The following is a 23,470-nucleotide window of genomic DNA, read 5'->3' on the forward strand; positions in this document are numbered from 1 at the left end:
GCGCCTGGGTTCGAGGAGCGTTCAACGCCGGTTTGTATCCCGTAACCCAACCGCGGCATGCTTGGCCGATCGCGGTTTCTGGAGGGATTCGATGTACCACGGTGAACGCTTCAATGCCTGGACGCACCTGGTCGGCGCCCTGCTGGCCTGCCTGGGCGCCATCTGGCTGCTGGTGCTGGCGGCGCTCGACGGCGAGCTGGCGAAGATCGTCAGTGCAGCGATCTACGGCCTCAGCCTGATCCTGCTCTACAGCATCTCGACGCTGTACCACAGCCTGCGCGGGCGGGCGAAGGTGGTCATGCGCAAGCTCGATCACCTGTCGATCTATCTGCTGATCGCCGGCAGCTACACGCCATTCTGTCTGGTCACTCTGGCCGGCCCCTGGGGCTGGACGCTGTTCGGCATCGTCTGGGGCCTGGCGGTGATCGGCATGCTGCAGGAGATCAAGCCGCGCTCCGAGGCGCGGGTGCTGTCACTGGTGATCTACGCGGTGATGGGCTGGATCGTGCTGGTGGCGGTCAAGCCGCTGCTGGCGGCGCTCGGCGGTGCCGGCTTCGCCTGGCTGCTGGCCGGCGGCATCTGCTACACGGTGGGCATCGTGTTCTTCGTCTTCGACGACCGTTTCCGCCACTGGCATGGCATCTGGCACATCTTCGTGATGGTTGGCAGCCTGCTGCACTTCATCGCCATTTTGTTCTACGTGATCTGACTCAGCGCGGCTCCAGCGCCGCCGCGCTGCCGAGCACCGCTTCCAGCTCTCTCGCCGCCGCGCGCAGCCGCGGCACGAACGCCAGCAGCTGCGCCATCGAACAGCGGATCACCGGCGCGTGGCTGAACAGGCAGGCCAGCAGCTCGCCGTCGGCATCACGCACCGGCACCGCACAGGCGACCATGCCGTCGATGAATTCCTCGCAGTCGGTGCCCAACTGCTCTTCCCGCACCCGCGCCAGATCGTCACGCAGCGCGCTGAGGTCGGTCAGGGTGTTGCGCGCCATCCGTTGTAGCGGCAGGCGCGGCAGCACCCGCTCCAGTTGCTCCGGCGGCAGCGAGGCCAGATAGAGCTTGCCGCTGGCGGTGCACCAGAGCGGCGTGTGGCTGCCGATCGGCAGGTTGATCTGCAGCGGCCAGTTGGTCTGCACCCGGTCGAAATAGAGCATGTCCAGCCCGTCCGGGATCGCCAGCCCGCAGGTCTCGCCGATGGCCTCGGAGAGCTGGCGCAGGATCGCCTGGCGCAGCGCCTTGTGCCGGCTGCTGCGCAGGATGTTCAGCGCCGCAACGTGCAGGCGCTCGCCCGGCAACAGCCCACCGCGCAGGCCGAACTGCAGGAAGCCTTCCTTTTCCAGCGTCTGCACCAGCCGGTGCGCGCTGGCCTTGGGAATGTCCAGCCGTTCGGCCAGGGCCGTCGGGCTGAGCGGCTCCTTCGCCGCAGCAACCGCCTCGATGATTTCCAGCACGCGGGTGATGGAGGAGCCTTTCTCGCGGGGAATGCTGCGCATCGTCTGCCTTGTCGTTCAATGAGATGAGCGCCCCGCAGGGCGCGCACGAGTGTAGCGACCGGCACCGTCGGTGCAACGGTGCCGCGCGGGTTACTTCATGGTCGGCATGGCGAACTCGGCACCGGCGCGGATACCGGTGGGCCAGCGGCGGGTCACGGTCTTCATGCGGGTGAAGAAGCGCACCCCATCCGGGCCGTGCATGTTCAGCGGGCCGAACACCGAGCGCTTCCAGCCGCCGAAGCAGTGGAAGGCCATCGGCACCGGGATCGGCACGTTGACGCCGACCATGCCGACCTTGACGTTTTCCTCGAACTGCCGCGCGGTGTCGCCGTCGCGGGTGAAGATCGAGGTGCCATTGCCGTATTCATGGTCGTTGATCAGTTGCAGCGCCTCGTCGAAGCTCTTCACCCGCACCACAGCCAGCACCGGACCGAAGATTTCCTCACGGTAGATGCGCATGCTCGGCGTGACACGGTCGAACAGCGTCGGGCCGACATAGAAGCCGTTCTCATGGCCCTCGACCTTGATGCCGCGACCGTCGCAGACCAGCGCCGCGCCCTCTTCCACGCCCAGATCGATATAGCCGCTGACCTTCTGCTGGTGCTCGCGGGTCACCAGCGGGCCCATGTGCGGCTCGGGCTCGATGCCCAGGCCCGGGCCGGTGCGCATCTGGCCGATCTCGTCTTGCAGCATGCCGACCAGCTTGTCCGCCACCTCGTCACCGACGCACACCGCCACGGAGATCGCCATGCAGCGCTCGCCGGCCGAGCCGTAGGCAGCGCCGATCAGCGAGCTGACCACCTGCTGCGGATCGGCGTCGGGCATCACCACCATGTGGTTCTTCGCTCCGCCCAGGGCCTGGCAGCGCTTGCCGTGGGCCGAGGCGGTGGCATAGATGTATTCGGCGATCGGCGTCGAGCCGACGAAGCTGACCGACTGCACGCGCTCGTCGGTGAGCAGCACGTCCACGGCTTCCTTGTCGCCGTTGACGATGTTCAGCACGCCGGCCGGCAGCCCGGCTTCGGCCAGCAGCTCGCCGAGCAACATGGTCGCGCTTGGGTCCTTTTCCGAGGGCTTGAGCACGAAGGTGTTACCGCAGGCGATGGCCACCGGCAGCATCCACAGCGGCACCATCGCCGGGAAGTTGAACGGGGTGATCCCGGCGCAGACCCCGAGCGGCTGCATCAGCGAGTTGGAATCAATGTCGCGACCGACATTGGAGGAGAACTCGCCCTTGAGCAGATGCGGGATGCCACAGGCAAACTCGACCACTTCCAGCCCGCGGGTGACTTCGCCCTGGGCGTCGGAAAACACCTTGCCGTGCTCGCTGGTGATCAGCCGGGCGACGTCGTCACGACGTTTTTCGAGCAGTTCCTTGAAGCGAAACATGACCCGCGCGCGCACCAGCGGCGGCGTCTTCGACCAGCCGTCGAAGGCGGCCTGGGCGGCGGCAATCGCTTCGCGGGTTTCGTCTGCCGAGGACAGCGAAACGTACAGGCGCGGCTCGCCGGTGGCCGGGTTGTAGACGGTGGCGTGGCGCTCGGAGCGGCCGGCGACGGCCTCGTTGTTGATCAGATTGCCGAGGGTCTGCATGGGGCTCACTCCTGGTTCCAGACGGTTTCGTAGAGGTCGATGATTTCCGCTTCCGTGGGTACGCGCGGGTTGTTGCCGGGCGAGCCGGAGGCCAGCGCCTGGCGCGCCATGGTCTCGCGCAGTTCGAAGAAGCGTTCGCGGGCGATGCCGAACTGTTCCGGGCTCGGCACTTTCAGTTCCTGATTGATTGCGCGCAGCTCGGCGAGCAGCTTGTCGTTCGCCACCTCGACGCTGTCGGTCTGCGCGGCGACGCCCATCGCCCGCGCGCAATCGGCGTAGCGCTCCGGCGCGGCGGGAATCGAGAAGGCGGTGATAGCCGGCAGCAGCATGGCGTTGGACAACCCATGCGGCACATGGAAGAAGGCACCGATCGGCCGGCTCATGCCGTGCACCAGCGCCACCGAGGCGTTGGAGAAAGCGATCCCGGCCAGGGTCGCGCCGAGCATCATCGCCTCGCGGGCGGCACGGTTGCCCGGCTCATTGAAGACCGCGCGCAGGTTCGGCGCCAGCAGACGCATGGCTTCAAGCGCCTGGGCATCGCTGTAGAGGCTGGCCTTGCGGCTGACATAGGCCTCGATGGCGTGGGTCAACGCGTCGATGCCGGTGTCGGCGGTGACCCGCGGCGGCAGCGAGAGGGTCAGCTCGTAGTCGATCAGCGCGGCGATGGGCATGAAGCCGAGGCCCGCGCAGAGCATTTTCTCGTCGCTGGTCTCGTCGGTGATGATGGTGAAGCGCGTCGCCTCCGAGCCGGTGCCGGCAGTGGTGGGGATGGCGATCAGCGGCAGGCCGGCTTCGCTGACGTCACGCGGGAAGCGGTAGTCGCGCATCTCGCCGCCAAACTTGCCGAGTATGCCGATGGCCTTGGCCGAATCGATCGGGCTGCCGCCACCGAGGGCGACGATGGAGTCGAAGTCGCCCTGACGGACCATTTCCACGCCCGCTCGAATCGAAGCAGCGGTCGGTTCGGGCAGGGTATCGGCGAAGCACTGGCTGGCGATGCCGGCTTCTTCCAACTGACCGGCGATGCGCGCGACGTAGCCGAGCTCGACCATCATGCGGTCGGTGACGATCAGCGGGCGATTGCAGCCCAGCTCCTTCAACACGCGGGCGAGTTGCTGGCTGGCGCCAGCGCCGACTTCCATCAGGCGCGGCAGAACGATGCGATGACTCATGGGCACTCTCCGAAAATGGACTGCCTAACGAGCTGGCAGCTTCTTATTTTGAGACTCAATGTCTCACTATGCACTGGAGAGTAGGTAGAGCAGGCAGCCGCCGTCAACCCGAAACGAGACCTTTCGTCTCAGGGTCAGGGATGTGCTTATTGGAAAACAGGATCAACGTGCGTTCAGACGATCGCGAAGCTGAGTCGATTGCTGGCGAAGGCGCTCACAGGCGGACTGCACATCGGCCCGCGCCTGGGCATCCAGCTCGTCCATATCAGCCTCGACATTGAGCAGCACGGCATCGACGCAGGCGCTCAGCAACAAAACCGCCGCCTCGACATCACAGCGCAGCCACGGCTCGACCATCGGCAAGGCACGCTCGGCGATGCCCAGCGCCTCGACGCAGGCGTGTGCCGTCGCCAGCGGCACCGCGCATGCCTGCCGCGACAATTCGGGCGCTCGACCCTCGTCTTCCTTCAGATATTCGGAGAAGACCGCCACGTCGTCGTCGGCAAAGGCGCCAGGACGACCCAGCAGCGAGCGGGCATCGACCAGCAGCGCGTTACAGGAGGCATCGTCGTGCGCGGCGCTGACCCGCAGCGCCTTGACGATCAGCGCCACGGCCAAGTCAGCCGTGACTGCGGTAACCGCACCGCAGCCGGGCAACGCACGCTCGGCCACGGAATGGCGAAACTGCGCGAGGCTCAGCTGCCAGAGCCCCAGCCCCGCGCCCGGCCGGTAGGCTTCGCCCATCAGGCCGACTTGGCGCCGTCCCAATGCAGTAGCACATCGAGCATGCGGTTGGAGAAGCCCCACTCGTTGTCGTACCAGGCCATCACCTTGACCAGCTCGCCCTGCACGCGGGTCTGGCTGAGGTCGGCAACGCAGGACGCCGGGTAGCCGTTGAAGTCGCAGGAGACCAGCGCTTCCTCATTGCACTCCATGACGCCGGCCGGCAGCTTCTGCGCCCCGGCACGCAGGATGTCGTTGATTGCCTCGACGCTTTCCGGCGCGTTCTCGGCGATAAAGGTCAGGTCGACCAGCGAGACGTTCGGCGTCGGCACCCGCACCGAGAGGCCGTCCAGACGCCCGGCCAGTTCAGGCAGCACCAGGCCGATGGCCTTGGCCGCACCGGTGGTGGACGGAATCATCGACAACGCCGCGGCACGCGCGCGGTAGAGATCGCTGTGCGCCTTGTCCAGCAGGTTCTGGTCGTTGGTGTAGGAGTGCACGGTGTTGAGCAGGCCCTGGCGGATGCCGACCGCCTCGTGCAGCACCTTGGCCAGCGGCGCCAGGCAATTGGTGGTGCAGGAGGCATTGGAGACGACGCGCTGATCGCCCAGCAGCTGGTGATTCACGCCGTAGACCACGGTCAGGTCGCCGCCATCGAGCGGGTGCGAGGCGAATACGCGACCGGCCCCGGCCTGCAGGTGCTGCTCGATCAGCGCGCGCTTCTTGAACTTGCCGGTGCACTCGAGCACCACATCGACGCCCAATTCCTTCCACGGCAGCTTGGTCGCATCCCGCTCGGCCAGCAGGCGGATCGCCTGGCCACGCACCACCATCGATTCGCCTTGCAGCTCTACCGGCTCGGGGAAACGACCGAAGGTCGAATCGAATCGGGTCAGATGCACCAGCGTCTTGTGGTCGCTGAGATCGTTGATCGCGACCACCTGTACCCGATCCTGCAATCCACGCTCGAACAGCGCTCGTACGACGGCGCGGCCGATACGTCCATACCCGTTGATGGCAATACGTAGCATGCAAATCTCCTCGGAGGGGTTGAAAGTCTGTCGTTAGCTTAGGCGGAGTATCCACCCTTGCGTTCATCGCGGACCGACCAGGATCAATTAACCGGCGAACCCATGTGCCGTTGGCCAGTCGTAAACCTGACAGAGCGGCCGTGCGGGATCGGCCGCGACCTGAGACGAATCAGGGGGTGTGAGGCATGAGCGAGACAACCCAGACACCGTGGTGGAAGGGCGCGACCGTTTATCAGATCTACCCGCGATCCTTTGCCGACGGCAACGGAGACGGCATCGGTGACCTCAATGGCGTGCTGCGCCATCTCGATCATCTGCAACAGCTGGGCGTCGATGCGCTGTGGTTGTCGCCGATCTTCCGCTCACCCATGGCCGATGCCGGCTACGACATCAGCGACTATTGCGATATCGATCCGCTGTTCGGCTCGCTGGCCGATATCGACCGGCTGATCGCCGAAGCCCATGCCCGCAATATCCGCGTGCTGCTGGATTTCGTGCCCAATCACACCTCGGATGAGCATCCCTGGTTCGTCGAGTCGCGCAGTTCGCGAGACAACCCCAAGCGCGACTGGTATGTCTGGCGCGACCAGCCGAACAACTGGCGCGCCGCGCTGGGCGCCGGCAGCGCCTGGACCTGGGACGAGCACACCCAGCAATACTACCTGCACCTGTTCCTGGCCAAGCAGCCGGACCTCAACTGGCGCAACCCCGAGGTGGTCGAGGCGATGCACGACGTGCTGCGCTTCTGGCTCGACCGCGGCGTGGACGGCTTTCGCATCGACGTCATCCACTGCACCGGCAAGGACCCGAGCTTTGCCGACGACCCGCGCTGCCAGGCTGGCCAACCGCTGTCCGACTTCAACGATCAGCCTTACAGCCACGAAGTGCTGCGCGGCCTACGCAAGCTGGTCGACAGCTATCCTGGCGACCGCATGCTGGTGGGTGAGGTGAACATCCGCTCCACCGAACGGGTGCTGCAGTACTACGGCGCCGGCGACGAGTTGCATCTTGCCTTCAACTTCAACCCGCTGGATGCGCCCTGGGACCCGGTGCTATTTCGTACCTGCATCCGCGAGGTCGAGCACTGGCTGCAGCCGGCCGGTGCCTGGCCGACGTGGGTGTTGTCCAATCACGACAACGTGCGCCAGCGCAGCCGTTATCAGGGCTCCGAGCGCGCCTCACGGGCGGCTGCGGTAATGCTGCTGACGCTGCGCGGTACGCCTTTCATCTATCAGGGTGAGGAATTGGGGCTGGAAGACGCGGTTATTACCGCCGAAACCCGAACCGATCCGGGCGGCCGTGACGGTTGCCGGGCCCCGATTCCCTGGCGGGCCGAGCCGCCCCATGGCTGGGACGGCGCGACACCCTGGCTACCCTTCCCGCCTGATGCCGCTGAACTGGCTGCGGAACGGCAGACCGGCGCAGCGAATTCGATATTCGCGCTCTACCAGCGCCTGCTCGCCGCGCGCAAAGCCAGCCCGGCGCTGCACCACGGCGATTTCGAAGAGTTGGCCTCGCACCCCGAGGTACTGGCCTATCGCAGGCAGCACGGCGATAACTGCCGTCTGGTCTGCATCAACTTCTCCGACCAGCCCCACGCACACCCGCAGGCCGGAGAATGGCAGGTCGAGATCGCCAGTGACGGCGTCGGTGAAGGCGCTCCCTACAACGGCACCCTTAACCCAGGGCAGGCCGTCGTGCTGCGCCCAACGGAGAACTGAGCATGCGTCCACTCTGGTACCGCAACGCGGCGATCTATCAGATCGATCCCACCCTGTTTCGTGACAGTAATGGAGACGGCTGCGGCGATCTGCGCGGCATCACCGAGCGCCTCGACTACATTCGCGGCCTCGGCTGCACGGCCGTATGGCTGATGCCGTTCTATCAATCGCCATTCGACGACGCTGGCTACGACATCACTGACCATCTGCAGGTGGACAAACGCTTCGGTGATCTGGCCGACATCGTGGCGCTGCTGGAAAAGGCCGAAGAGCTGGGCCTGCACGTCATCATCGAGCTGGTAGTGCAGCACACGTCCATCCAGCACAAGTGGTTTCAGGAGGCGCGCCGTGACCGCGAGTCGCCCTATCGCGACTACTACATTTGGGCCGACGAGCCGGACGATTTCATGGAGCCGATCTTCCCGACGGTCGAGGACAGCATCTGGACCTGGGACGAGGAAGCCGGCCAGTACTACCGCCATCTGTTCTACAAGCACGAGCCGGATCTTGACCTGACCAACCCGAAGGTCATCCACGAGATCGAGCGGATCATGTCGTTCTGGCTGCGTCTGGGTGTTTCCGGTTTCCGCATCGACGCCGCGGTACACATGGTGCGCCAGGCCGGCGGCGGTGAACTGGAGAAGGGCTACTGGCTGCTCGAGCACATGCGCGACTTCGTCACCATGCGCCGGCCCGAGACTGTACTGCTCGGCGAGATCGACACTGATCCGGAAAAATACGTCGAATACTTCGGCGACGAAGCGGACCGCGTCACCCTGCTGCTGGATTTCTGGACCAACAACCACCTGTTCCTGGCCCTGGCACGGCAGCAGGCCGAGCCGCTGGTGCGCGCACTGAACAGCCAGCCGCTGCCGCCCAGCCATTCGCAATACGCGCTATGGATCCGCAACCACGACGAGCTGAGCCTCGACCGGCTGGAAGAGGATGAGCGCAAGGAAGTGATGGACACCTTCGCCCCTGACGAGAACATGCGCGCCTACGATCGCGGCATTCGCCGGCGGCTCGCGCCGATGCTCGACGGCGACGAGCGACGCATCGCGGCCACTCATGCGTTGCTGTTCTCGCTGCCCGGCACGCCGATCATCCGCTACGGCGAGGAAATCGGCATGGGCGATGACCTCGACCGCCCCGAGCGACTGGCCGTACGCACGCCCATGCAGTGGTCCAACGAACCCAACGCCGGCTTTTCCTGCACCAAAGGTGAACTGGCCGCACCGGTGATCGACGAAGGCCCGTTCTCGTACGAGAAGATCAACGTGTTCGCACAAACCCTGCGCAGCGACTCGCTGATGGCGCGCACCGGCAACATGATCCGCACGCGCATAGGCCTGCGCGAGATCGGCATCGGCAAGCGCACAACGGTCGAGGTGAACGACCCCGCCGTCTTTGCCATCCGCCACGACAACGGCTCGACGGTGCTGATGCTGGTCAATCTTGCCGACAAGGAAACCACCGTCGAGATCACCGCGGACGACCTTCAGGACATGGTCGATGTGCTCGCCGACTGCGATTACGGGCAGCCGGAAGGTTCGCCGCTGAGGATTCGCCTCGGGCCCTACGGCTATCGCTGGTTGCGGCGCAAGCAGCAACTGTTCGGATGAGGAGCGGCTGATGAATCTCGACGCAGCACAATGGCACGCCTGGCATGGCGCAACCTTTCCCGACGAAAGCTGGTACCGCGACGACGATGAACAGCTGTGTGCCATTGTCGGCGCCCCCCGGGTCGACCTGGTCTCGCGCGAGCGCTATGGCGATTTCATCCTGCAGTTCGAGTTCGCCCTACCGGTGGGCGGCAATTCCGGGGTCTTCTACCGCGTCGACGAAAGCGCCGGCCTCGCCTGGCACAGCGGGCCGGAAATGCAGCTGCTGGATGATGCCGTTCACCCCGACGGCGAAGAACCAACCACCCGCAACGGTGCCCTGTATGGCCTGCTCGCGCCCGAACAGGAAACCCGGATCGAACCCGGCAGCTTCATGCACGCAGCGCTTGTCGTGCGCCAGGGCACGGTCGAGCACTGGCTGGGCAATCGTATGGTGCTGAGTTATCGCCTGGACGACCCGGCCCTGCACACGCTGATCGAGTCCAGCAAATTCGCCGACAAGCCGCTGTTCGCCAAGGCGCCAGCCGGGCATATCGTCCTGCAGCACCACGGCGAGGCGGTGCGCTTTCGCCGCCTGTCGATCGAAGCGCTGGGCTGAACGTCGGCCTTGGATCGGCACGCCGAATTGAGCGAGAATGCGCGGCTTTTCCAGGCTGCGAAACGCAGTGACGGCAGAAGCGCTCCGGCGCCAAGCGTCAGGCAAGCCGCGGCCGCCCACGCTTGAGGTAGCGTTCGTGGAACAGCTGAAAGATAAGATTCGCAGTCAGGGCATCGTGCTTTCCGACCGGGTACTCAAGGTCGACGCGTTCCTCAACCACCAGATCGATCCCGTGCTGATGCAGGCCATCGGGCAGGAATTCGCCCGTCTGTTCCGCGATGCCGGCGTCACCAAGATCGTCACCATCGAAGCCTCCGGCATTGCGCCGGCCGTCATGGCCGGCCTGGAGCTGGGCGTGCCGGTGATCTTCGCCCGCAAGCACCAGTCGCTGACGCTGCAGGACAACCTGCTAACCGCCACGGTCTATTCGTTCACCAAGCAGGTGGAAAGCACCATCGCCGTGTCCACCCAGCACCTGTCCTCGAACGACCGCGTGCTGATCATCGACGACTTCCTCGCCAACGGCAAAGCCGCCAAGGGCCTGATCTCGATCATCAACCAGGCCGGCGCGAGCATCGCCGGCCTTGGCATCGTCATCGAAAAGGCCTTCCAGGCCGGTCGTCAGGAGCTGGAAGAAGCCGGTTACCGCGTCGAGTCCCTGGCCCGTGTCGCCTCGCTGGCTGATGGCCAGGTTCAGTTCATTGACTGAGTGCAGTTCATAGTCCGGGCGCAGCTCAAAAGCTGAACCCGGCTCAACCGGCCGGCGGCGCCTCTGCGCGCCATAGCGCCACCAGCGCACCCTGCGTGCCTGCCAGCGGATCGCTGATGGGCACGCCGACTTGGGCAATTCGCTCACGCGCCTGATCATGGGTGGCCGCGTCAGGCCGCTGCATGTCGTACTGCTGGCCGACCGGATAACCCGCCACCACCTGAAAATCTGTGCTGGCCTCGAGCGCGCAATGCCCCGTCCCGGCCGGTAGCACCAGCGCGTCGCCCGCCTTCAGCTCGACCTCCTGACCGTTATCGCCACCCAACATGACCCGCGCCCAGCCGCTGGCCACGCCGAGCGCTTCGTGGGCGGTGGAATGGTAGTGATGGTAGTCGTAAACCGTCCCACGCCAGGCAGACGGCCACAGATGGCTGTCGAACAGTCGCTCGAAGGCTTCCGCGGGGCTTGTCCCGGCCAATGGCAGCTGGCGGTAGATCAGCACCGGATGCGGGCTGTTGGGCGTGCGCCCGTCACTGGCCAGGTGCAGCTGTTCGGGTTGTGGTGCGGAACTGGGCATGCGGGGCTCCTCTGTCGTCACGGGAATCCGACCGGTAGGCCGTATCGAATTCGACTCGAGAGCTGCCTGCTTTGCTCACCGCAGAAACGACAAAGCCGCCCGGAGGCGGCTTTGCTGGTGACGCCTGGCGCTCGATCAGAGGCCGGACATGTGCTGGATGGCGGCCTTCAGCTCGTCATCGGAGCAGTCGCCACAGGTGCCCTTCGGCGGCATGGCATTGATACCGCTGATGGCGTGCTTGAGCAGGCCGTCCAGACCACCGGCAGCATCGGCACGGGCCGTCCAGGCTGCACTGTCACCGGTCTTCGGCGCATTCAGCAGGCCGGAGCCGTGGCAGGCAGTGCAGAACTTGCCGTACACGTCGGAACCGCTACGGGCGGCACCACCGGCGGCTGCGGCAGCGCCGGCACCAGCGGCTGCGCACTCTTCACCTTGAATACATACTTCGCCCACCGGCTTGAGGCGCTCGGCGATTGCTTCGTCGGTCGCAGCCTGAGCGCTCATTGCCCACAGGGCCAATACGGCAGTCTGTGCTACCAGGATCTTCTTAATCAGGTTCACCTTACACCCTCATTGTGGCTAGACACGCCCGCGGCCACGGTATCGCGAGCGGCGGTCAGTATAACGGCAAGCCATGCCGGCTGAAACAATACGAAAGGCCCGGCGTTTCTCCGCGACGCTTTGTCGCATCGCAACTTTCGGATGAATCAAGACCGATGCGGTTAAAAGTTCGCCGGCGTCGTCGCGCTGATCAACCGTGCCGGCGCGTCGTACGGATTACGGAAACGATGCGGCTTGCTGCTCTCGAAGTAGTAGCTATCGCCGCTCTCCAGCACGTACACCTGACCGTTCACCGTCAGCTCCAGACGGCCTTCGACCAGCATCCCCGCCTCCTCGCCCTGGTGCGAGAGCATGTCCATTCCGGTGTCGGAGCCCGGCGGATAGGTCTCGTCGAGAAAGGCGATGGCTCGTCCCGGATGCGCCTTGCCCACCAGTTTCATGCTCACCGCGCCGTCGGATATATCGATCAACTCGCCGGCCTTGTAGACCACCTGGGTGTCGCTGTCCTGCTCGAAGTCGGGGGAAAAGAACTCCACCAGCGACATGGGAATCCCACTCAGCACCTTCTTCAGCGAACTGATCGAGGGGCTGACGCTGTTCTTTTCGATCATGGAAATGGTGCTGTTGGTAACGCCGGCACGCTTGGCGAGTTCACGCTGGGACAGACCCTTGAGCTTGCGGATGGTTTGCAGTCGAACGCCAACGTCCAATACGGGAGCCCCCTTTCAAGAGCGATGCGAAGAGGGGGCTATCATGGCAATGGCGTTCAGAATTTACAACACTGGCTCTGGACGAGCCGTCGCCCGGCACGCGCGGCTCTCCCAAACAGTCAGAGGACCGGGCCGGCGAGATCCGGCATGGCAGCGACGACGGTGATCTCGACCCGCACATCCGGCGAATACATCAGGGCCTGAACAGTGGTCCGTGCCGGCGCCGTGCCCGGTGTGATCCATGCATCCCACACCTCGTTCATACCGGTGTAATCGGCGGCGATGTCCTTCAGGTGAATGGTTGCCGAAAGCAGGCGCGTCTTGCTGGTACCCGCCTCGTCCAGCAAGCGCTCGATGCTCGACAGCGTTTCGCGGGTCTGCTCGCGGATATCACCGGTCAGGTCATCGGCCAGTTGCCCGGAGAGATACACCGCGCCGTTGTGGATCACCGCTTCGCTATAGCGGGTTTCAGTGTGCAGCCGCCGGATGGGCATGTTTACGGGTCTCCTTGTGCTTGCCGTAACGGAAGATATCCAGCCCCTCGGTGCTGATCTGCGGACGCTTGGACGCCAGCAGGTCAGCGAGCACACGGCCGGAGCCGCACGCCATGGTCCAACCAAGGGTGCCATGGCCGGTATTGAGGAACAGGTTGCGATAGGGTGTCGCGCCGATGATCGGTGTTCCATCTGGCGTGGCCGGTCGCAGGCCGGTCCAGAATACCGCGTCAGACGGATCGCCGCCCTGCGGATAGAGGTCGCCCACCACCATTTCCAGGGTTTCCCGCCGGCGCGGGTTGAGCGACAGATCGTGCCCGGCGATCTCCGCCATGCCACCGACACGGATGCGCTGATCGAAGCGGGTGATGGCGACCTTGTAGGTTTCATCGAGCACGGTCGACTGCGGTGCCATCGTCGGATCGCTGATCGGTACGGTCAGCGAATAGCCCTTGAGCGGGTAGACCGGTGCACGAATCCCCAGCGGTTTGAGCATCTGCGGGCTGTAGCTGCCGAGCGCCAGCACGTAGCGATCGGCCGTCTCCAGCTTGCCGTCGATCCACACACCGGCCAGCCGGTCGCCGGCGTAGTCGAGGCGTTGAATATTCTGTTCGAAGCGGAACTCGACACCCAGCGCCACGGCCATTTCCGCCAGGCGCGAGGTGAACATCTGGCAGTCGCCGGTCTGGTCATTGGGCAGCCGCAGCGCACCGCTGAGCTTGTGCGAAACCTTCGCCAGAGCCGGCTCTACCCGTGCAATGCCGGCGCGATCGAGCAGCTCGTAGGGCACCCCGGAGCGCTGCAGCACAGCGATGTCCTTGGCGGCGGCATCAAGCTGCGCCTGGGTGCGGAACAGCTGCGTGGTGCCGAGCTGACGACCTTCATAGGCGATCCCGGTTTCCGCGCGCAGCTCATCGAGGCAGTCACGGCTGTACTCGGACAGGCGCACCATGCGCTCCTTGTTTACCGCGTAGCGGGCCGCCGTGCAGTTGCGCAGCATCTGCGACATCCACAGGTACTGGTCGACGTCACCGGTAAGCTTGATCGCCAGCGGCGCATGGCGCTGCAACAGCCACTTCATCGCCTTCAGCGGGACGCCAGGTGCCGCCCACGGCGAGGCATAGCCGGGCGAGACCTGCCCGGCATTGGCGAAGCTGGTCTCCATCGCCACCGCCGGCTGCCGGTCGACCACCACCACTTCGAAACCGGCCCGCGCCAGATAATAGGCGCTGGCAGTGCCGACCACGCCGCTACCCAATACCAGTACACGCATTGCAGCCTCCCACCCGCTCGAACGGGCTTTTCCGGATCACTATTGAAACGGAGTATAAAAATGCTCAAGCAGTGTTATTCACCATATAAAAAGCTATCTTTGGCCATTATTCACGCCATCGGCGCTTTATTTGGAGGGTATATCCCTTGAGAACCCGGCACCAGACACGTCGCGAACTGGACAAGATCGACCGCCACATCCTGCGCATCCTCCAAGCCGAAGGGCGCCTGCCCTTCACCGAGCTGGGCGAGCGCGTCGGCCTGTCGACCACGCCCTGCACCGAGCGCGTCCGGCGCCTGGAGCGCGAAGGCATCATCATGGGCTACTCGGCGCGGCTGAACCCACAGCATCTGAAGGCGGGGCTACTGGTATTCGTCGAGATCAGCCTGGCGTACAAGTCCGGCGACATCTTCGAGGAGTTCCGCCGCGCCGTGCTCAAGCTGCCCCACGTGCTCGAATGCCACCTGGTGTCCGGCGACTTCGATTACCTGGTCAAGGCGCGGATTTCGGAGATGGCCTCCTACCGAAAATTGCTCGGCGACATCCTGCTGAAGCTGCCCCACGTGCGCGAATCGAAGAGCTATATCGTGATGGAAGAGATCAAGGAATCCCTCGACCTGCCAGTCCCGGACTAGAGCCGATGACGGCCAGTTCTGCGGCCTCGTCGGGCAGCCTGCGAGGCACCGCTGGTCATGCCTGGCTTTGCTCCGCGGCCTCGCTCCGGTCTACCCTAGGCGCATGCAGACCTCTCATGACACCTTGATGAATCACCGCGCATCCGCGCCGAACGGCGCCGTACATGCACCCTCCTACTATGCCGCAAGCGTCAATCGCGAACTGGCCTTCGAGCCGCTGCAGGGCGAACAGCGGGCCGACGTCTGCGTTGTCGGCGGTGGGTTCTCCGGCCTCAACACAGCCATCGAACTGGCCGAGCGGGGCCTCAGCGTCATCCTGCTGGAAGCGCACCAAATCGGCTGGGGCGCCAGCGGGCGCAACGGCGGGCAATTGATCCGCGGCGTCGGCCATGACGTCGAGCAGTTCAGCAAGATCATTGGCGCAGAAGGCGTCGATGAACTCAAGCGCATGGGCTTCGAAGCCGTCGATATCGTCCGCCAGCGCATCGAGCGCTACGCCATCGACTGCGACCTGACCTGGGGCTATTGCGACCTGGCGACCAAGCCACGGCATCTGAAAGGCTTCGACGAGGAGTATTCCGACCTGCTGCGCCTCGGCTATCCGCACCCACTGCAGCGCGTGTCACGTCCCAACCTGGTCACGGTGGTGGGCTCGCAGCGTTACCTCGGCGGCCTGCTGGACATGGGCTCGGGCCACCTGCACCCGCTGAATCTGGCACTCGGCGAGGCGGCGGCGGCGCAGTCGCTGGGCGTGCGGCTGTTCGAGCAGTCGGCAGTCGAGCGCATCGAGTACGACCCGCAGGTCAAGGTGCATACGGCTCAGGGCGTGGTGCACGCGGACAACCTGGTGCTGGCCTGCAATGCCTACCTCAACGGCCTGCAACCGAAGCTCGCCGGCAAGGTGCTGCCGGCCGGCAGCTACATCATCGCCACCGAGCGCCTGCCTGAGCCGCTCTGCCGCGAGCTGTTGCCGCAGAACATGGCGGTCTGCGATCAGCGCGTGGCGCTCGATTACTTCCGTCTCAGCGCCGATGGCCGTCTGCTGTTCGGCGGCGCCTGTCACTATTCCGGCCGTGACCCACAGGACATCGCCGCCTATATGCAGCCGAAGATGCTCGAGGTATTTCCGCAGCTGGTCGGCATCGGCATCGACTATCAGTGGGGCGGGATGATCGGCATCGGCGCCAACCGGCTGCCGCAGATCGGTCGCCTGGCCGAACATCCCAACGTGTTCTACGCCCAGGCCTATTCCGGCCACGGGCTGAATGCCACGCACCTGGCCGGTCGCCTGCTTGCCGAAGCCATTGCCGGCCAGCAAAGCAGCGGCTTCGATCTGTTCGCCAAAGTGCCGCATCCGACCTTCCCCGGCGGACCGGCACTGCGCTCGCCACTGCTGGCGTTGGGCATGCTCTGGTATCGACTGAAGGACCGATTCTGAATTTTCGGACGAAGCGCAACGTCCAAGCATGAATGAAAGGATGCATACCCGGAGAAACCTTGCGCACTTACCTGACGCTCCTGCTGCTACTGCTGCTGGCCGGTTGTGCCAGCCACCCCACGCCAACCGAGTCCTATTCCGTGGCACCGGACGCGTCGCCGCTTGGCCGGCGCATCCAGCAGCTCGCCACCGAGCACGCGTACGGCCACTCGGGTTTTCGCCTGCTACCGGAGAGCACCGAAGCCTTCGCCGCACGCACCGAGATGATCCGCGCGGCGCAGGTCAGCCTCGATATCCAGTACTACATCGTCCATGACGGCCTCACCACACGTGCGCTGATCGACGAAGTGCTGCAAGCCGCCGACCGCGGCGTGCGCGTGCGGCTGCTGCTGGATGACACCACCAGCCATGGCGAGGACTATCGCATCGGTACTCTGGCCGCGCACCCCAACATTCAGATCCGCGTCTTCAACCCGCTTCACCTCGGTCGCAGCAACGCCATCACCCGATCCATGGGACGCCTATTGCACCTTTCGCTGCAGCATCGACGCATGCACAACAAGCTGATGCTGGTCGATGGCAGCCTGGCCGTCGTCGGCGGACGCAACCTCGGCGACGAGTACTTCGAGGCCGACCAGGCGATGAACTTCACCGACATTGATCTGCTTGGCGCCGGCCCGGTCGCCGAGCAGCTCGGCAAGAGTTTCGACCGCTACTGGAACAACCAGCTGAGCGTGCCTATCCAGCATTTTCTCTGGTGGCAACCGAAACCGCGCCAGCTGGACAAGGCGCGCCAGCAGCTGAGCGACTATCTGCAGCAGGCCAAACAGGAAAACAGCGAGCAGTACCAGCGCCTGATGCAGTACAAGCAGCGCCCGCAATTGCAGCAGTGGCTGGACGAACTGGTCTGGGCACCGGGCAGGGCGATGTGGGACGCGCCGGAAAAACTGCTCGCCGAAGGCGTACCGGCGGCATCGCTGCTGCTGACCACGCAACTTGCACCGACCATGCAGGCCGTGAGCAGCGAACTGACACTGGTTTCGGCCTACTTCGTGCCGACCGATAGCGGCGTTGACTACCTGGCGGATCGCACCGGCGCGGGCGTGACCGTGCGCATCCTCACCAACTCACTGGAGGCCACTGACGTGCCGGCCGTGCATGGCGGCTATGCGCCCTACCGCGAGGCCATGCTGGAACTCGGCGTGCGCCTGTTCGAACTGCGCCGGCAGCCGGAGCAGGAAGGCTCTTACAGTTTTCTCGGCGAGTCGGAATCCAGCCTGCATAGCAAGGCAGCGGTATTCGACCAGCAGAAGGTTTTCATCGGCTCGCTGAATCTCGATCCGCGCTCGGTGCTGTGGAACACCGAGGTGGGGATTCTGGTGGAAAGCCACGAACTGGCCCGCGAGGTCCACCGCCTCACGCTGGAGGGTATGTCGCCGGCACTGAGCTACGAAGTTCGCCTGGTGGAGCGCGACGGCCGCAAGCAGCTCACGTGGATCGCCGAGGATGGCGGCCGTCTGCGCACCATCGAAAAGGAGCCAGGCGGGCTCTGGCGACGCTTCAACGCCTGGTTCGCCGACGTCATCGGCCTGGAGAAGATGCTTTAGTGGCCTGTTTGGTAAGTTCGGTTGGTCATTTCGGCACCCATGGCCCAATACCGCGTTACTGCTCCTTGCCATAGGCCCGCTATGACCCGCCGCAGCGCCTTGTCCCGGAGCCATGTTCAGCCGAACTTGCCTCAACCAACTCACCGCACAGGCCACTAGGTTCGCAACAAGCTGCCGCACGATGTCGTCCGTTTGGCTACAAGCCGTCACAAATCATTCTTTGGGGTGATACCACTCGGCCAGCAGTCCGTTAGGCTCCAGCGTGCTGCTGCCATGCACGCATAGCTTCTATAAAAATAAAAAGGAGCACGACAATGGACCGTTTAACTCGCTTCTGGCTATTACTGATACTCGTAATGCTGCCCGGCTTTACCGAGGCGGCCCCGCCCGAAACCAGCTCTGCGCTGCAGAACTTGCAGATCCACGCCAATCGCGCGACCAGCAGCCTGCTGCTCTACCGCGGCGAAGGCTTTCAGAAGGCGCACCTGTTGCGTCTGGAAGACGACATCCGCGCGCTGAATGCAGCCCTGTTCAATGTCGCCAATCCCACCAGCGCCCTGCGCGAAAGTCACCAGGCGCTTCAGGCTCGGCTGCGCGAAGGCGCCGGCTTCGGCTACGAAGAGGACGACATGCCCTGGGGCTGGCCGCTGGAGATGAGCAAGGCACTGCGCGACTTCCTCACCGCCGTTCGCGCTCAGCAAGGGGCGGACGCTCAGGCCGAACTGCCAGCCAAGGTTGAATACCTGGCCGTTCAATACCTCAGCCGTGCCTACATCGGCTCGTTCGAGATCGCTCGCGAACAGCCGGACACCTATCTCGGGCAGGACGAGCGCCATCTGGTGCCGGCGATCGACGCTCAGCTGGCCGAACTGGATGGCAAGCGCGATCCCGCGCTGGCCAAACTCAAGACCCGCTGGGATTTCCTCAAGGTGGCGCTGGAAGACATGAACAGCGGCAGCAACAACTTCACCACCGCCTCAGGCCGGCCGTTCGCGCCAATCATGGTCGACCGCCATGCGCGCAGCCTCAGCGATCAGTGGATGGCGGCGAAGCCCTGACTCAGCCGTGGGCGGCTGAGTCGCGCAGACGCACAGGACCGACCCGCGCCTCGATGGCGAGGCGCAGCGGCTCGCGCAGACCGAGCATGAAACCAAGCTCGGCAGCGACGAACAAAGGCCCGATGATCAGCCCGGTGAGATCGTCGACGAACGCCGGCTTGCGACCCTCGAAGTAGTGCCCGATGAACTGGATGATCCAGCCGAGCACGAACAATCCCGCGCCAACGCCCAGCCACAGCGCCATCGTTGTGCCGGCCAGAACTGCGCCCAGCCATACGCAGAGCAGCAGCACGGCGCTCATCAGCAAGCCGTAACGCAGATCCAGACGAAGGTAGAAAACCGCAGCGGCGAGCGACACCAGTACCGCCGGGCTTAGCCACAACCCGGCCCATTCGATGCCCGGCCGCGACAGGAGGATCGCCACCGCCAGCACGATCAGCGGAATGCCGATGAAATGGGTCAGGAGGTTGCGTGGATCGCGATGATAGGCCGCGTACTGTGCCAAATGATCGGTGAGGGTCTTCATTGGCGGCATCTCCGGAAGTCGCGTCTCACCAAGCTTAGTCGGTCGCAGCGACTGGAGCGCCGCCGGACACAGGGCGATCGCGCCAACATCGGTGGTTGCCGGGCTATTGCTCGGGGCGATAGCCCAGCCGCAGACCACCCCAGTGACGCCCACCGACCATGATCGGCACGGACAGGTCGTGCATCAGCTCGCCGGTATCGCGACTGTAGGTCTGCAACAGCAGGCGGCGCTGATGACTGCCGCAGCGCCCGCCGGTGCGGTCGTTGAACAGGCGCTTGCTACGGCTCTTGACCCGATCGATCTCCGGGTTGCCCACCGGCGGCTGGCTGAACGCGCGGTTGTGGGTCGGCACGTAGCCCTCCGGCGTCGTGGCGATGGCGTAGACCAATGCGGCATGCTTCTGCAGCACCGGCTCCTGAATCGCCGGCAAGACCTCGTCAGCATAGCGGTCGAAGCGGGTCTGATACTTCACCGGATCGGTATTGGCCTGCGCCCGGTAATTGCGGTCGAACAGGTCATCGAGACTGACGCGTCCGGCCTGGATATCAGCCTCGAAACGCGCGCTGATGGCCGCAGCCCCCTGACGCGCCAGGTCGAACATGGTCTGGTGATAATCGTCGAGCTGGACCTCGGCCAGTTGCTCGCTGGCGCTTTCGGCCTGGGCCACCAGGCGTTCCGCCGCCAGCTCGAGCTGGCGGGTCTGCTCCTCGCTCTCCAGGGCATCGGTACGCAGCTGATCGAGGGCGACGAACTGCCCGGTCAGACGCTGATGGTTGTCGGCGGTGCCGGTGGTGATCTGCTCGACCTGGCTTTCGACGCTGCCGGCCAGTTCGGCGATGCCGCTGAGCTGCTCACCGGTGGTGGCGATCTGCTCGGCGGCGGCGTCCAGCTCGTTGCCCTGGCGCTGGATATAGCTGACCACTGCTTCGCTTTGCTCGCGGATGTCGGCCACCATGCGACCGACCTCCTCGGTAGCGCTGGAGGTGCGCGCCGCCAGACTGCGTACTTCGTCGGCGACCACGGCAAAGCCGCGACCGGCCTCACCGGCACGGGCGGCCTCGATGGCTGCGTTGAGAGCCAGCAGGTTGGTCTGGCTGGCGATGGACTGGATCACGTCGGTAATGCGGCGGATTTCCTCCGTCCGCGCCGAAAGCCCGTCAATCAGCTCGCGGCTGGCGTGGGTCTGAGCACTCAGTTGCTGCATGCGTTCGATGGCGCGCTGCAGTTCGGCTTGCCCGGTATCGCTGCGCTCGCGCACCGCTTGCGCGGCATCCAGTGTGTGGCGGGCCCGCTCCGCGCTGTCCTGCTCGGTGGCGGCGATAGCCTGGGCACCATTGGCAATTTCGCTGACAGCCTGCAGCTGCGACTTCAAGCGGATGGCCAGCTGCTCGGCGCTGAAGGCGACCTGGGCAGCAGACAGGGCGTTGTGGCAGGTACTGCGCGAGAGATTCTTGGTCAGCTCGGCGAAGCTCTGCGGCGCCCCGTCGGCAGGCGGGGCGCCGCCGGCCACCACACCCCACGAGGTGAACCAGGGCCAAAGCGCCGCCACCATCAGCAGCGCACCGGTCACAAGCAGGGGCGGTGTCAGCCAGTAATGCACAAGCAGCAGACCGATGATCAGCACGGCATGGAACACGGCGGCCTTGGGGTGGCGGTTGGCGGGGCTCATGGTCGGCCTCTTGTTCTTGTCGGATCGATCCGACGTTGTACGCATACCCTCCAATAAAGAACAGTAGTGCCTTAGTAGCAACGTGCCGTCATCGGAGGCTCACCCCAGTCTTAACGGCCGCCGCCGCACAAACTGAAGCGATCCACCTCATCTCGAGTAACCGTCGGTCGTCAGCCGGCGACCGGACGATCAGGCGCGGTCAGCGGCAGGCACAACCGCACGCGCCGGCGCAGCCAGGGACTGGGGCGATAACGTGCCTCGCCGCCATAGCAACCCTGCATCGCCTCAAGGATGGCGAGAATTCGTCCCGCACCGTAATGCTCGGCAAAGCCCAGCGGCCCTTTCGGATAGCCCAGCGCCAGGGTGATTGCGCGGTCGAGTATCTGCGGGTCGGCAATGCCCTTCTGCGCGATCTCGCAACCGAGATTGACGATGCTCGCCACCACCCGCTGACTGACGAAACCGGGCGAGTCGTTGATCACCTCCACCGGCACGCCATCGTGACTCAGGGCCTGTTGCGCCTGTGCTTCGAGCGCGGGGTCGAGCGCCGGTTGGCGCATCAGTACCCGGCGCCGATCGAAGTCGGCGAACAGGTCGAAGGCGATACTGCGGGTGGCGGGCAGATCAAGCCTGGCGATCATCGTGCTGGCATCCTCGCCCAGCGGGGTGATCAGGCAGATGGCGCGCTCAGACGGCGCCTCACCGGTTTCCAGCTGGGTACCAGCCCCGCACAACAACGCCGCCAGCCGGCCACGCAGCTCGGCATCCTGACTGTCCAGCCAGAACGGGCGCTCGGCGACTATCGGCCGCCATTGCGGCTCCGGCGTGCGGATCTGCTGGCCGTTCTCGTAGCGGTAGTAACCCTGTCCGGTCTTGCGTCCGAGCAACCCCGCGGCGACCCGCTGCGCCGCCTGGTAGGACGGTGTATAGCGCGGGTCCTGATAGAACTGCTGATACACCGACTCCATCACCGCATGGGAAATATCCAGCCCGGTGAGATCGAACAGCTCGAACGGCCCCATGCGAAAGCCCGGGCCGTCGCGCAGGATGCGGTCGATCTGCTCGGCATCGGCGATACCCTCGGCAAGGATGCGCTGCGCCTCGGTGCTGTAGGCGCGACCGGCGTGGTTGACCAGAAAGCCGGGAGTATCCGGCGTGATTGCCGGAAAATGCCCAGCCTCTTCGGCCAGTTTGACCAGCCGCTCGATGACCTGCGGATCGCTGCGCTCACCGCGCACCACTTCCACCAGCTTCATCAACGGCACCGGATTGAAGAAGTGAAAACCCGCCACCCGCGCTGGGTGCTGGCAGGCAGCAGCGATGCGTGTGACGGAAAGCGATGAGGTGTTGGTCGCCAGCACCGTGTCCTCGGCGAGCAAGGACTCCAGCTCGATGAACAACGCCTGCTTGGCCTCGAGATTCTCGACAATCGCCTCGATCACCAGATCGCAGCCGGACAGATCGGCCAGCGCAGGCGCCGCCTGCATTCGGGCCAGCGTGGCGTCCAGTTCGGCGACGCTCAGCCGCCCCTTGGCCACGCCGCGTCCTAGCAGCTCGCGGTTGAAGCGCAGCGCCTCGCTGATCGACGCGCTGCGTGCATCGTGCAACCAGACCTGCTTGCCGGCGCTGGCGAACAACTGCGCGATCCCGCGGCCCATGGCGCCCGCGCCGACGATGCCGATACGCTCAAACATGCAAACCTCCTAACGAGCAATGCGATATTCCGCAGTGCGGAACAAGATTCCATCGAATTGACCATGAGCGTAAAGACTGCCAATCTCCAGCGCAAGTCAGCCGCCGAACCCGCTCGCTCATGTCCGATCAGCCCTATCCAGCCGCCACACTGCAACAGGTCGAAAGCTCGTTGACCGGGTTCTTCCAGGACCTCGGTTGCCAGCTCAAGGAGTACGGCCCGGAGCGCGCGGTGGTCGAACTGCTGTTGTTGCCGCGTCACCTGAACAACGCCAGCAACCTGCACGGCGGCGTCACGGCAACCCTGCTGGACGTGGCGATGGGCCTCTGCGGAACCTGGGTCGAACAGCCGGAACAGCGTCGCGTGGCGACCACGTTGTCGATGAACGTCAACTTCAGCGCACCGGCACCAGCCGGCAGCCGCATCCGTGCTGTCGCTGTCTGCCGCTCCGCGGGGCACAAGGTGTTCATGGCCAGCTGCGACCTGCTGGACGAAAAGGACCACTTGCTGGCCTTCGGCGAAGGCGTATACAAGCGCGGCAAGCTGCGCAGCGAGCTGCCCTGA

General features: G+C 64.7%; 23 protein-coding genes. 10 read left to right on the plus strand and 13 right to left on the minus strand.

The window, feature by feature from the left end; translation table 11 throughout:
- Window positions 1-91: 91 nt before the first annotated feature.
- Window positions 92-709, plus strand: coding sequence for a PAQR family membrane homeostasis protein TrhA (trhA, locus tag LLJ08_RS18140; protein ID WP_228207611.1), 618 nt, complete (start codon window positions 92-94; stop codon window positions 707-709).
- A 1-nt stretch (window position 710) separates the two neighbouring features.
- Here trhA and LLJ08_RS18145 read toward each other — a convergent pair whose 3' ends face one another.
- The 5 genes from LLJ08_RS18145 to gap all read right to left on the minus strand — a co-directional run bounded on the left by LLJ08_RS18145 (window position 711) and on the right by gap (window position 6,015).
- Window positions 711-1,496 (minus strand): IclR family transcriptional regulator, encoded by a 786-nt coding sequence (locus LLJ08_RS18145; protein WP_228207612.1) that lies wholly within the window; start codon window positions 1,494-1,496, stop codon window positions 711-713.
- A gap of 90 nt (window positions 1,497-1,586) precedes the next feature.
- Window positions 1,587-3,089 (minus strand): CoA-acylating methylmalonate-semialdehyde dehydrogenase, encoded by a 1,503-nt coding sequence (locus LLJ08_RS18150; RefSeq protein ID WP_228207613.1) that lies wholly within the window; start codon window positions 3,087-3,089, stop codon window positions 1,587-1,589.
- Window positions 3,090-3,094: 5 nt separating this feature from the next.
- Window positions 3,095-4,261 (minus strand): iron-containing alcohol dehydrogenase, encoded by a 1,167-nt coding sequence (locus LLJ08_RS18155; RefSeq protein ID WP_228207614.1) that lies wholly within the window; start codon window positions 4,259-4,261, stop codon window positions 3,095-3,097.
- A 162-nt stretch (window positions 4,262-4,423) separates the two neighbouring features.
- A complete protein-coding gene (locus LLJ08_RS18160) occupies window positions 4,424-5,005 on the minus strand; it encodes a cyclodeaminase/cyclohydrolase family protein (protein WP_228207615.1) in 582 nt (193 codons plus the stop codon).
- On the minus strand, window positions 5,005-6,015 hold the full coding sequence (gene gap, locus LLJ08_RS18165; RefSeq protein WP_046618372.1) for a type I glyceraldehyde-3-phosphate dehydrogenase: 1,011 nt from the start codon (window positions 6,013-6,015) through the stop codon (window positions 5,005-5,007). Before gap ends, LLJ08_RS18160 begins: the two co-directional genes overlap by 1 nt.
- 185 nt (window positions 6,016-6,200) lie before the next feature.
- Here gap and LLJ08_RS18170 point away from each other — a divergent pair, with 185 nt between their 5' ends.
- The 4 genes from LLJ08_RS18170 to LLJ08_RS18185 all read left to right on the plus strand — a co-directional run bounded on the left by LLJ08_RS18170 (window position 6,201) and on the right by LLJ08_RS18185 (window position 10,665).
- Complete coding sequence (locus LLJ08_RS18170; RefSeq protein WP_228207616.1) at window positions 6,201-7,736, plus strand: alpha-amylase family glycosyl hydrolase; 1,536 nt, start codon at window positions 6,201-6,203, stop codon at window positions 7,734-7,736.
- A 2-nt stretch (window positions 7,737-7,738) separates the two neighbouring features.
- Window positions 7,739-9,358 (plus strand): alpha-amylase family protein, encoded by a 1,620-nt coding sequence (locus tag LLJ08_RS18175; RefSeq protein WP_228207617.1) that lies wholly within the window; start codon window positions 7,739-7,741, stop codon window positions 9,356-9,358.
- Between the two features lie 10 nt (window positions 9,359-9,368).
- Window positions 9,369-9,956 carry a 3-keto-disaccharide hydrolase gene (locus LLJ08_RS18180; RefSeq protein ID WP_003297837.1) on the plus strand — a complete coding sequence of 196 codons (588 nt, stop codon included), beginning with the start codon at window positions 9,369-9,371 and terminating at the stop codon, window positions 9,954-9,956.
- A 136-nt stretch (window positions 9,957-10,092) separates the two neighbouring features.
- On the plus strand, window positions 10,093-10,665 hold the full coding sequence (locus LLJ08_RS18185; protein WP_003297838.1) for a xanthine phosphoribosyltransferase: 573 nt from the start codon (window positions 10,093-10,095) through the stop codon (window positions 10,663-10,665).
- Window positions 10,666-10,708: 43 nt separating this feature from the next.
- Here LLJ08_RS18185 and LLJ08_RS18190 read toward each other — a convergent pair whose 3' ends face one another.
- The 5 genes from LLJ08_RS18190 to dadA form a co-directional block, all read right to left on the minus strand.
- Window positions 10,709-11,242, minus strand: a complete 534-nt coding sequence (locus tag LLJ08_RS18190; protein WP_003297839.1) for a cupin domain-containing protein — start codon at window positions 11,240-11,242, stop codon at window positions 10,709-10,711.
- 135 nt (window positions 11,243-11,377) lie between these two features.
- Window positions 11,378-11,803: a c-type cytochrome gene (locus LLJ08_RS18195; RefSeq protein ID WP_014821785.1), complete on the minus strand. Its 426-nt coding sequence runs from the start codon at window positions 11,801-11,803 to the stop codon at window positions 11,378-11,380.
- Between the two features lie 161 nt (window positions 11,804-11,964).
- Entirely contained in the window at window positions 11,965-12,513 is a 549-nt protein-coding gene (locus LLJ08_RS18200) for a cupin domain-containing protein (RefSeq protein WP_003297842.1), read from the minus strand.
- 119 nt (window positions 12,514-12,632) lie between these two features.
- Complete coding sequence (locus tag LLJ08_RS18205; protein WP_014821786.1) at window positions 12,633-13,007, minus strand: RidA family protein; 375 nt, start codon at window positions 13,005-13,007, stop codon at window positions 12,633-12,635.
- The gene (gene dadA, locus LLJ08_RS18210; protein WP_042927484.1) at window positions 12,982-14,280 is read right to left on the minus strand and encodes a D-amino acid dehydrogenase; all 1,299 of its coding nucleotides are present in this window, start codon (window positions 14,278-14,280) and stop codon (window positions 12,982-12,984) included. Before dadA ends, LLJ08_RS18205 begins: the two co-directional genes overlap by 26 nt.
- A 146-nt stretch (window positions 14,281-14,426) precedes the next feature.
- On the opposite strand from dadA, the gene LLJ08_RS18215 reads away from it, so the two are divergent.
- From LLJ08_RS18215 to LLJ08_RS18230, 4 genes are all read left to right on the plus strand, one after another.
- A complete protein-coding gene (locus LLJ08_RS18215) occupies window positions 14,427-14,915 on the plus strand; it encodes an Lrp/AsnC ligand binding domain-containing protein (RefSeq protein WP_003295466.1) in 489 nt (162 codons plus the stop codon).
- Between the two features lie 127 nt (window positions 14,916-15,042).
- Window positions 15,043-16,353: an NAD(P)/FAD-dependent oxidoreductase gene (locus tag LLJ08_RS18220; RefSeq protein WP_228207618.1), complete on the plus strand. Its 1,311-nt coding sequence runs from the start codon at window positions 15,043-15,045 to the stop codon at window positions 16,351-16,353.
- 59 nt (window positions 16,354-16,412) lie between these two features.
- On the plus strand, window positions 16,413-17,960 hold the full coding sequence (locus LLJ08_RS18225; RefSeq protein ID WP_228207619.1) for a phospholipase D family protein: 1,548 nt from the start codon (window positions 16,413-16,415) through the stop codon (window positions 17,958-17,960).
- 314 nt (window positions 17,961-18,274) lie between these two features.
- On the plus strand, window positions 18,275-19,018 hold the full coding sequence (locus LLJ08_RS18230) for a hypothetical protein (RefSeq protein ID WP_228207620.1): 744 nt from the start codon (window positions 18,275-18,277) through the stop codon (window positions 19,016-19,018).
- 1 nt (window position 19,019) lies between these two features.
- On the opposite strand, the gene LLJ08_RS18235 is transcribed toward LLJ08_RS18230, so the two are convergent.
- The 3 genes from LLJ08_RS18235 to LLJ08_RS18245 all read right to left on the minus strand — a co-directional run bounded on the left by LLJ08_RS18235 (window position 19,020) and on the right by LLJ08_RS18245 (window position 22,907).
- Window positions 19,020-19,544, minus strand: coding sequence for an Mpo1 family 2-hydroxy fatty acid dioxygenase (locus tag LLJ08_RS18235; RefSeq protein WP_228207621.1), 525 nt, complete (start codon window positions 19,542-19,544; stop codon window positions 19,020-19,022).
- Between the two features lie 103 nt (window positions 19,545-19,647).
- On the minus strand, window positions 19,648-21,213 hold the full coding sequence (locus tag LLJ08_RS18240; RefSeq protein WP_228207622.1) for a methyl-accepting chemotaxis protein: 1,566 nt from the start codon (window positions 21,211-21,213) through the stop codon (window positions 19,648-19,650).
- 170 nt (window positions 21,214-21,383) lie between these two features.
- Window positions 21,384-22,907, minus strand: coding sequence for a 3-hydroxyacyl-CoA dehydrogenase (locus tag LLJ08_RS18245; protein WP_228207623.1), 1,524 nt, complete (start codon window positions 22,905-22,907; stop codon window positions 21,384-21,386).
- Between the two features lie 119 nt (window positions 22,908-23,026).
- Between LLJ08_RS18245 and LLJ08_RS18250 the strand changes: the two genes are divergently transcribed.
- Window positions 23,027-23,470 carry a PaaI family thioesterase gene (locus tag LLJ08_RS18250; RefSeq protein ID WP_228207624.1) on the plus strand — a complete coding sequence of 148 codons (444 nt, stop codon included), beginning with the start codon at window positions 23,027-23,029 and terminating at the stop codon, window positions 23,468-23,470.

Source organism: Stutzerimonas chloritidismutans, assembly GCF_020783375.1.
GTDB lineage: Bacteria > Pseudomonadota > Gammaproteobacteria > Pseudomonadales > Pseudomonadaceae > Stutzerimonas > Stutzerimonas kunmingensis.